Origin of the sequence: Glutamicibacter sp. BW77, assembly GCF_002332285.1 — a bacterium.
Taxonomy (GTDB): domain Bacteria; phylum Actinomycetota; class Actinomycetes; order Actinomycetales; family Micrococcaceae; genus Glutamicibacter; species Glutamicibacter bergerei.
Map to the genome: position 1 here is coordinate 23,404 of NZ_NRGT01000080.1, position 8,547 is coordinate 31,950.

The 8,547-nt window shown below is 56.6% G+C and carries 11 protein-coding genes; 5 read left to right on the forward strand and 6 right to left on the reverse strand.

The features are described 5' to 3' along the window. Nucleotides 1-221: 221 nt before the first annotated feature. Nucleotides 222-794 carry a YdeI/OmpD-associated family protein gene (locus tag CIK74_RS16535; protein ID WP_096257423.1) on the reverse strand — a complete coding sequence of 191 codons (573 nt, stop codon included), beginning with the start codon at nucleotides 792-794 and terminating at the stop codon, nucleotides 222-224. Between the two features lie 283 nt (nucleotides 795-1,077). After that, nucleotides 1,078-2,376: a LuxR C-terminal-related transcriptional regulator gene (locus tag CIK74_RS16540; RefSeq protein WP_096257425.1), complete on the reverse strand. Its 1,299-nt coding sequence runs from the start codon at nucleotides 2,374-2,376 to the stop codon at nucleotides 1,078-1,080. A 161-nt stretch (nucleotides 2,377-2,537) separates the two neighbouring features. Between CIK74_RS16540 and hxlB the strand changes: the two genes are divergently transcribed. Together hxlB and hxlA are read left to right on the forward strand one after the other, a co-directional pair. Continuing rightward, complete coding sequence (gene hxlB / locus CIK74_RS16545) at nucleotides 2,538-3,134, forward strand: 6-phospho-3-hexuloisomerase (RefSeq protein WP_096257426.1); 597 nt, start codon at nucleotides 2,538-2,540, stop codon at nucleotides 3,132-3,134. A gap of 57 nt (nucleotides 3,135-3,191) precedes the next feature. Then, nucleotides 3,192-3,815 (forward strand): 3-hexulose-6-phosphate synthase, encoded by a 624-nt coding sequence (gene hxlA / locus CIK74_RS16550; RefSeq protein ID WP_096257428.1) that lies wholly within the window; start codon nucleotides 3,192-3,194, stop codon nucleotides 3,813-3,815. Nucleotides 3,816-4,126: 311 nt separating this feature from the next. Here hxlA and CIK74_RS16555 read toward each other — a convergent pair whose 3' ends face one another. Further along, nucleotides 4,127-4,330 (reverse strand): SDR family oxidoreductase, encoded by a 204-nt coding sequence (locus CIK74_RS16555; RefSeq protein ID WP_041648428.1) that lies wholly within the window; start codon nucleotides 4,328-4,330, stop codon nucleotides 4,127-4,129. Between the two features lie 102 nt (nucleotides 4,331-4,432). Between CIK74_RS16555 and CIK74_RS16560 the strand changes: the two genes are divergently transcribed. The 3 genes from CIK74_RS16560 to CIK74_RS16570 all read left to right on the forward strand — a co-directional run bounded on the left by CIK74_RS16560 (nucleotide 4,433) and on the right by CIK74_RS16570 (nucleotide 5,820). Continuing rightward, nucleotides 4,433-4,852, forward strand: a complete 420-nt coding sequence (locus CIK74_RS16560) for a hypothetical protein (RefSeq protein WP_096257430.1) — start codon at nucleotides 4,433-4,435, stop codon at nucleotides 4,850-4,852. Continuing rightward, the gene (locus CIK74_RS16565) at nucleotides 4,849-5,091 is read left to right on the forward strand and encodes a hypothetical protein (RefSeq protein WP_013350250.1); all 243 of its coding nucleotides are present in this window, start codon (nucleotides 4,849-4,851) and stop codon (nucleotides 5,089-5,091) included. The genes CIK74_RS16560 and CIK74_RS16565 overlap by 4 nt, the downstream gene beginning before the upstream one ends. Before the next feature lie 426 nt (nucleotides 5,092-5,517). Further along, the gene (locus tag CIK74_RS16570; RefSeq protein WP_013350251.1) at nucleotides 5,518-5,820 is read left to right on the forward strand and encodes a hypothetical protein; all 303 of its coding nucleotides are present in this window, start codon (nucleotides 5,518-5,520) and stop codon (nucleotides 5,818-5,820) included. 61 nt (nucleotides 5,821-5,881) lie between these two features. On the opposite strand, the gene CIK74_RS16575 is transcribed toward CIK74_RS16570, so the two are convergent. The 3 genes from CIK74_RS16575 to CIK74_RS16585 all read right to left on the reverse strand — a co-directional run. Beyond that, complete coding sequence (locus CIK74_RS16575) at nucleotides 5,882-6,520, reverse strand: hypothetical protein (RefSeq protein WP_205738300.1); 639 nt, start codon at nucleotides 6,518-6,520, stop codon at nucleotides 5,882-5,884. 255 nt (nucleotides 6,521-6,775) lie between these two features. After that, entirely contained in the window at nucleotides 6,776-7,858 is a 1,083-nt protein-coding gene (locus CIK74_RS16580) for a DUF262 domain-containing protein (protein ID WP_096257433.1), read from the reverse strand. Further along, the coding region (locus tag CIK74_RS16585; protein ID WP_240520574.1) for an adenine-specific methyltransferase EcoRI family protein at nucleotides 7,855-8,547 on the reverse strand (693 nt) is incomplete at its 5' end. The genes CIK74_RS16585 and CIK74_RS16580, both read right to left, overlap by 4 nt.

Here is an 8,547-nt window from a genome sequence, read left to right on the forward strand (position 1 = left end):
CATTTGCTCCTCGGCGCTCAACTAATGACTGCGCTCCTTCTAACTACACGTTCCGCTCAATAACTTGATAACCCAGGGAACCAGATGAAATGACAGAATCGCCGGTGCTCTGATACCTCGCACCAGTGCCGCGCCCTTCGTCTGAACCGCCATCACCGAGGCGAGCCGCACACAATAGCAGCGCCGACCGTTTTGCACATCGTGGACAGGGAGTTGGCGGCTCAGCCCTCCGAGTCCGTGGCTTCCAGCTCGGCCAGGAACTTGGCGAGCCGCGCGCTGCGGGTCTTCTGGGTCCGGGAAATCATCAGCTGATGCAGGATGTGATAGCGCGGCTGGGACTTCAACGCGGCGAAATTTTTGGCAGCAAGAGGAGATCGGTCCAGCGCATCTTGGAGATCTTGCGGTACCTGTGCGGTGGCTTGGCCTTGGTACGCGCGTTCCCACCGCCCATCGTCCTTGGCCTTTTGGATCTCCGCATACCCTCGCGGACGCATGCGGCCTTGGTTGATCAGTTCCTGCGCAAATCCAGTATTCCTCTGAGACCAAACAGAGGTCTTCCGCCGAGGTGTATAACGCTGAAGGAAGGTCGTCTCATCGCGCTTGCGACGAATGGCATCGATCCATCCGCTGCAAAGCGCCTCGGGCAATGATTGTGCGACAGCGAGCGAGGTTGGAGAAGTCGTTCCCTTCTTTGCCACTACCAGCCAAACGCCATCGCTGGTTTCTTCGTGTTCGTCGAGCCAAGCGCGCCAAGCGGTGGCATCAGGAAGAATCAAAGCATCTTGTGGATCCATGGAACCTATCCTGCACCTCGTTGCCCATAGTTGCTAGAGCCTGGACTCGCCGTCGGGATGGTGCCTGCCATTGCTTGCCCCAAGCACGGCGGGACGTGGCCGGAGACCGTGGAGCAATTTCCTGCTCCGGAACATCATGAAATGACACGCCACGGATCATGGCGAATAGCGCGGTCAGCCGTCGGCCGGCCATAGCGATGAGGGCTCGAGTGCGGCATTTTCCCTGCACCAGTTTGTGTCCGCAGTCCTGGTCATCGCCAAGCCCAGCATCAATGCCGGGAGGCTAAGTGGAGCTTGCCACACCATGGCTGTGCGCCAGCGCGACAGCTTGGGCGCGGGAGCCGACGCCCATCTTCTTGAAGAGATTGCGCACGTGGAATTTCACCGTGTTCTCGCTGATCCCCAGCGCCTGCGAAATAGCCCGGTTGCGCTGCCCCGCTGCCAGAAGCTGCAGGACCTCGAATTCCCGGCCGCCCAGGCTCCATTCGGCGATGTCCGCCGCGTCTGACGGCGGGGCGTCCAGCGGGAGCCTCACCGAGACTTCCATGCCCCATCCGCCCATGACCTCGATCTCGATCAGCCCGTTCAACGCCTCCACGCGCCGCACGAGGCGGTTCAAGGCCGCCGCGGAGGGATCGATGCCGCCGCGTGCATCGTCGCGGACGTTGATCAGCAAATTCTCACCGTCGCAGTCCCACTGCACCCGGATCCGCTGGATGTCTTCCTGCTCCATCATCGCCAAGGCCAGGCCTCGCACGATGGCCCGGGCGGCATGAGCCACCTCGCCGGGCAACGCCCTGCCGTTCTTGGGCGGCTCGACGAATTGCAGGTCCACGCCGCTCAAAGTGGTCAACGGGCGCAGGTCATCGCGCAAGCGGGTGAAAGCCGAAGCAACCGGTTCCTCCACGATGCTATTGGTGCGGTCATCCACGGTCTTGAGCCCGACCAGGGTCTTGGCCGCAAGGTTGATGGCGGCAACGCGCGCGGCCGCATCGTCCAATTGCGTGGAGCGCAAGGTCGCCAGCAGGATATCGAGGCTCGTCGCATACTGTTCCACCAGCTCGCCGGTGACCCGGACCCGCTCTGCCGAGACCGCGCGCGATTCTCGCAGATAGGACGGAGGGGCATCGGCCACCTTCTCGCGGATCCGGTTGGCGGCCAGATTCCACAGGTATCCGATCATCTCGGGCTGGCCACCGGCGGGGCGGGGCTCGATGAGCACTAGCAGCGCATTGCTGGGCGGGTAGCGCAGGGCGAGGATCTCCCGCGGAGCTCCGCCGATTTCGGCATGCCCGCTCCAGCGGTTCTCACCGGGATGGGAACCGCGGATCCGATCCAGTTCCGCTATGCCCACCAGATCCGTGATGTGCTGGTCGCCGGCGAGCTTCCTGGGCCTATCGGTGCACTCCTCGGTGAAAATGGCCAGGGCCGCGCAGTGGATTTCCGGAGCCAGGGCATCACGCAGGCGAACGGCGATCTGCGGCAGTGAAGCCGTGGCCAGCAGCGCGATCGATTCGAGCACCCCTGGTGCCGGTGCGGCAGCTTGCAGGCCAGGGACGAAAGAGGAGTCCAGAATGCTCATGCAGGCCAGTGTATCGCAGCTCGGGGGACCAGGCACTATCCGAAAGGATAGGTTCAACTGCCTGTAAATGGCGTAGCGGCCACCCCTTTCTGGCCGGAGAATTGACTCATGCCCATCAAAGCCGACCCGGTCCGCCGGGAGGCGCTGTCGAAAGGAATGGCATGAACACCATGGCCGAACCCCTCACCGAAGCGATATCCCAGCAGGACGTGCTGGACACCATGAACCTGGTCCACTCGGAGATCGAGGCAACCGTGCGGGGCGTGAAGCCGAGGCAGGTCATCGAGCTCGCAGCGCAGCTGCGCGAGGCACCGCGGGTGTTCGTGGCCGGCGCCGGGCGCAGCGGGCTGGCCTTGCGCATGGCGGCGATGCGCCTGATGCATCTGGGCCTGGCCGTGCACGTCGCCGGGGATGCCACCACGCCGGCCATCGACGAGGGGGACCTGCTGCTCGTGGCCTCCGGATCCGGAACCACCGCGGGCGTGGTCCAGAGCGTCCGCACCGCCCAACGGGTCGGTGCCCGGATCGCGGCCATCACCACCGATCCATCCAGCCCCATCGGGTCGGCTGCCCACGTTCTCGTAGAAGTCCCGGCCGCAGGGAAAACGGACCACGGATCGTCCATTACCCGCCAATACTCCGGCAGCCTGTTCGAGCAGGCGCTGTTCCTGATCACTGAAATCGTGTTCCACACGCTCTGGAGCGCGGATGATGCCACCGCCCAGCAGCTGTGGCAGCGCCACGCGAACCTGGAGTAGAGCGGCGTTTTGGCGCCAATACCAACCCACCACCAATAACCCCTGAAAGGGAATATCATGAAAATCCAAGTTGCCATCGATCTGCTCAGCACCGCCGAAGCGCTGGAGCTGGCTGGAAAAGTCGCCCCGTATGTGGACATCATCGAGCTGGGCACCCCGCTGATCAAGGCCGAAGGGCTGTCGGTGATCACCGCCATCAAGCAGGCCCACCCGGACAAGACCGTCTTCGCGGACATGAAAACCATGGACGCCGGGGAACTGGAAGCGGACATCGCTTTCGCCGCTGGCGCGGATCTGGTCTCCATCCTCGGGGCCGCCGATAATTCCACGATCGCCGGCGCAGTCAAGGCCGCCACCGAGCGCGGCAAGGGCATCGTCGTGGATCTGATCGGCATCGCTGACAAGCCAGCCCGGGCCCGCGAAGTTGCTACGATGGGCGTCCAATTTGTCGAATTCCATGCTGGCCTGGACGAGCAGGCGCAGCCGGGCTACGACCTGGATGTCCTGCTGAGCGCTGGCGCGGAATCTCAGGTGCCGTTCTCGGTGGCTGGAGGCGTCAGTATCAGCACGATCGCCGACGTCCAGAAGTCCGGTGCGCAGGTAGCCGTAGCTGGCGGTGCCATCTATTCCGCCGCCGACCCGGCTCAGGCAGCCAAGGAACTGCAGGCCGCACTGGTCTAGACGCGATTCCCCGTGGGGGTCGTGAACCCGATCGGACCGAGTAAGACCACCGATCCTAGTGTTCACAATGTCCAGAGGCACTACAGTTAGCAGGACCTTGGCTAGAGACTGCTCGGATAGTTCTGGGAAAGCCCGGCTCCAGGCATTGGCTCTGCTGGTCAGAGCCAATGGCGCCCCCACCGAGAGCAGTGAATAATCGGCATCGTTCACATTGGGATGGTGGCGCGAAAGCGTTAGCCGGTGGACGTTAAAGCACTCCAGAGGCCGGGATAATATCCCGGCCTCTGGAGTGCAGGAAAGTGTTCCGGGGACTAGTAGAGCTTGTTGGCTCCACCATCTGCCATGAGAGTTTGGCCGGTGACGTACTTGGCGTCATCCGAGAGCAGGAACGCGACCACCGGTGCGACGTCAGCTTCCGGATCGCCGAAGCGGCCCAGCGGAACCTTGGCCAGCGACTGCTTGTACAGGTCTGGGAAGGCCTCGCTCCAGGCCTTGACGCCGTCGGTCAGCGCCATGGGGGAGGCCAGTACACCCGATAAGTAAATAACCGGCTAAGTGAGGGGCAACCAAGCCCCTCACTTAGCCATATCCCCAGCACACCAAGGACAATAAAACCTATGACTAGCGACCCCAGCATCTGGGAAAGAAACCTGCAAGCGGACACTGAGCGGTTGCAGAAATCGCGCGCGGCGGCCTCCGCCGCCAGCTCCCCCCGCCGCCGCGCTCAAACCTCACCCCCGGTACCGAACCCCTGGGACGTTTTCACTCACCAGAGCAAACCCTATCGAGTGATGCGGCTACAGCCCGGAGACTACCCAGGCCACCCCATCCAGCCACATCAAGCCGTAACCGCTCTCATTCATACGCCCACCGGAACCCCACAAATTCACGGACAGGCCACCGCCCGCACCCCGCACTTAGTGCACGTGGTCTGGGAGGACGAGAAAGGGGAGACCTACGGGACGTGGCTGCCGCACTTGTCGGTCACGTTCGATAATCTTCCTCCGTACCCCACCACCGAAGGACAGCAACCATGACTCGCAACGCCTCAGAGATTTTCGATGATCTCAAAGCCCTGGCCAACGAGCTGGAAGACCTCGCCGCTACCGGACGCATCACCATGAGCACCGACTCGTGGAACAAGGACTATCCCGACACGAAACAAGCCGTCGCCCAAGCCCTGGCAACGCTACAGGTCGCGATCAACGCGACCTGCTGGATGGAAACCCTACCCGAAGCCGAATCAACCGCGACGAAACCAGGGCATCGCGGTTAAGCCTCCTGCCCACCTGTGCACAGCAAAAGCCCAATCGCTGCGCTGCTTTTCCTGCACCCACGTGGACAGCAGGAACCAAACGACCTCCCGCACACAAGCCACAAGCTGCGGTACCTGAGTTCTCCTTCGACGGCGGATCGTGGCCCGTGCATGGCCTCTGATAAGCGAATATCACTTGCCAGGCCGCGAGGAACACCTATCATGGGCACATCATCTTAAAGGAGTAAGACCACGTGGAGGTATCAGAGTTAACCCTTGGCGCTGCTGGGGTTCGTATGATGCTAACTGTGAGAAAGCTCTAACAATGACAGTTCGTGGCGAAAAAAGATCCTTGGGTCCATCGCAATCGTAACCTGTCGGAATTCATTATCAGAGATCTTCGCTACCGTAACTAGATTGTTTGCTTGGAGGACTTAGGATTATTCTATGGAGACATTTAAGCGTCAAAGGTATGTTGATTACCTAGTGAACGAACGTGGGTATGAAGCTCGCCTAACTCCGTGGGGAATCTATATCGAATATCCCAATTTTGACGATAATGGCACGGCGGTCGTCAAATGGAGGGTTACGGAAAATGAACTTGCCGGTTTGAACGGGATTAGAATGCCGCGAGGCTTTACCGGCGGCGAACAGTATGCGTTCTCGGAGTTGATAGCAGCTCTTCATACTTTCACTGGTTCACGGGGAACCATGTACGGGGCAAGTATGAGAATAGAAGCAGAAGACTGAGAAGGGCTATGGCGCACATGCGCCATAGCCCTTCTTGTTAGAACTTACCAGCGAAGCTTGATTATTTACCGCAAGCTCGGTTCACACTGTCGGGATGAGATGTGATGAGACGGGAATTTGTGGCTGAAACTGATGCCGTGACGCCGACTTTTTTTATGATCCGCCCACGGGAATCTCGAAGTTCATAAACCCCACCGTACCGAATAGTTTTATTGCCGCTTTGGTATTTCTTTAGGCATGACCATTTTAAGGCTTCGTTTGTTGCCCAATCCGCGAAGTCCCTCCAGTTCGCACCTAAGGATTCCGCCTGGTTGTTCCAGTCGTTCATGTGGCCAGCTTTGATATGCCGATAGCCCCAACCGATATTTTTACCTTTGACGACTTTGTTTGTGCCACAACGTAGATAGGCTGTACGTCCCGAGACTCCTTTAACCGTTTGCCTACTGAAAGTTCTGACGAGCTTTTCGTTCTTATCGAAAACGCCACAGGGTGACCAGTATGCTGCGGGTTGCGCGACCCCTAACTTCTGTTCAATGTTGTCAAAGTAGAACCGTTCTCCACTTTCCCCGACAGCATAGGCTGGGACTGCCTGTGTTTCTACGAAATTTTCTGGCTCCATCTGGGCTGCATTAGCTGGCGCGCTCAGCAACGAGCTACCTAGCAGAAGAGCGCCGAGAGCAATTGAAGTGATTTTTTTCAAAAGTTTCACCCATCGATCTGTTAGTTGCCTTAGTCAATCATATTGATTAGCTTATACTGAGCTTCAACATTTAATCCGTATTTGACGAGGTATTGAGCGCAATTAAAAAATTTTGAACAGTCGATGCTTTGAGTAGTGTAGATGATTCAAAAACGATCGTTTTGGGAAGGTGAGGCTTCCGATGCATATTCTCCGGAAGCCTCACTTTCTTGCACAGGATATTACTTAGCAGGTAATGAGCAGAACGGCCTACAGCTATTTAAACCCTTTTCGCCGGTTGTCCTCCCGACACAACATCTGGCAATTGGCTGCGTTGGTTTTACCCCCTTCACGCCAAGGCGTGATGTGATCTCCCTCCATCTCCTCAATCTGAAAAGAATCAGCACATACAGGACATATCCCTTGCTGCCGTTCGTATGCTTCTCGCTTCTCGTTATCACTGAAAGCACGAATATTTAGGTGCTTCTCATGGCCGCTGAGAACGTAAGTGTAGATACCTTTTTTATTGGTTACATCTTCGTCCATCATGAGGGAAGTGATTTGCTTATCAAGTTCTGCAGAGTTCCATTTGGTGTCCTTGAACTGGTTGTACAGTTCACCCCATGGCAACCCCTTCATTTCCTTGCGGTACTTGGGGAAAGTGGTTTTCACCCACGCAATAACGCTCTGAAAATACAGCCAGAGTTCGTTAGCGTTCGGGTCATGCTGATGGACAGCCATATACTCTTCAACTGTAGACTCACTAATCCACTTGATAACTGTTTCCAGGTAGTCTTGACGGATCGGAGAGCCGTTCATATATGTACCGGCAAGCCCCTGTGCGGGTGCGTTCGTTTTACTGAAATATCGTTTGGCATCGGCAACCCAACTGCCTGAATAGACAGCATTTCGCAGTTCCTGGTCGGTGAGTTTTTCGCCAGCGATATTTATCGTTTCGAACCAATCGAGCTTTTGACTGTCGGTTCCGCTGCATAAGTAGACCATGAGTTGGTAGTTAAGGATCTGCTCTTGCTCGTCTATTTGGAGATTGTGGAAGTAGCGGCCATTGACCGCGAAATCTCCTTCTACATACTGGCAAATGCTGATCGTTCGTTGTTGCCCATCGATCACTTCATAAGTTCCGTCGTCGCGAACAGCCCAGTACATGACGTTAAGAGGAAAGTCCTTGATGACAGTTTCGATCACGGCCTGACGCTGTTTGTCTTTATAGATGAACTCGCGCTGATAGGGAGGACGAATATCGAGTTTTCCTCCATATCCGATGACCCCGCCTTCTTGGTTGTCTTCGTAATCACTTGTCAGCTCACGAACTGTAACCCGGTGCAATTCAATTTTCACGCTGCTACTCCCTTGCTCCGAATGAGGATACGAGGGTACGTCTGGATAAAGATTTCTCCATCGACCATGTAATAGGTCTTGTTGCTTGGTGGAGCGTCAAGCTTGATGGCAGCACCGTCGTTAAGCTTAGAAACTTGGCTTCTACTTCCGTTAGAGCTAACTTGCGTCTGGGTTGGATATTTTTTTGAAGCCATCCCAAACCAGGTCTTCGTGATCCCTACAATTTCGAACTGTTCTGGATTGTGCTTGGTTAGAAAACCCAAAGGAACGCCCATGACACCTCCGAAATCTGTGGGAATCTCACTCACCTTTCCAACATCGATAGCATCGAAATTGTCATAGGAGCGGTACTTATCCGGATCATAGGAATTGTAGAGAATCAACTCTTCGTGTCGCTTGGAAATATCTAGGTTGGTAAGCCAACACATGGTGCCAAAACTGCGCCACTTCTGGCCTTCTTCATCAACCCAAAATCTTGTTTCACGAGGCTTGTAGTGATCTGGAACCTTGAATGCCATATCCCCGTTATTGTGCCCCAACCACATCTTATTTTGACGAATGAAATCGAATATATCTTTCGTCGTGAGAGTGTTCTGGTTGCCAAGAATGATGAATTTCTTGTCATGCTCGATCAGCTGCGTGATGTACTCACGGAAAAGTGAGAAAGGTGGTTCCCTGCATTGTTCGCA

Bases quoted from the DNA above. Each gene is read 5' to 3' on its own strand.
- CIK74_RS16570 (WP_013350251.1), top strand. From the start codon at position 5,518: ATGGAGACATTTAAGCGTCAAAGGTATGTTGATTACCTAGTGAACGAA.
- hxlA (WP_096257428.1), top strand. From the start codon at position 3,192: ATGAAAATCCAAGTTGCCATCGATCTGCTCAGCACCGCCGAAGCGCTG.
- hxlB (WP_096257426.1), top strand. From the start codon at position 2,538: ATGAACACCATGGCCGAACCCCTCACCGAAGCGATATCCCAGCAGGAC.
- CIK74_RS16565 (WP_013350250.1), top strand. From the start codon at position 4,849: ATGACTCGCAACGCCTCAGAGATTTTCGATGATCTCAAAGCCCTGGCC.
- CIK74_RS16535 (WP_096257423.1), bottom strand. From the start codon at position 794: ATGGATCCACAAGATGCTTTGATTCTTCCTGATGCCACCGCTTGGCGC.
- CIK74_RS16555 (WP_041648428.1), bottom strand. From the start codon at position 4,330: ATGGCGCTGACCGACGGCGTCAAGGCCTGGAGCGAGGCCTTCCCAGAC.
- CIK74_RS16560 (WP_096257430.1), top strand. From the start codon at position 4,433: ATGACTAGCGACCCCAGCATCTGGGAAAGAAACCTGCAAGCGGACACT.
- CIK74_RS16540 (WP_096257425.1), bottom strand. From the start codon at position 2,376: ATGAGCATTCTGGACTCCTCTTTCGTCCCTGGCCTGCAAGCTGCCGCA.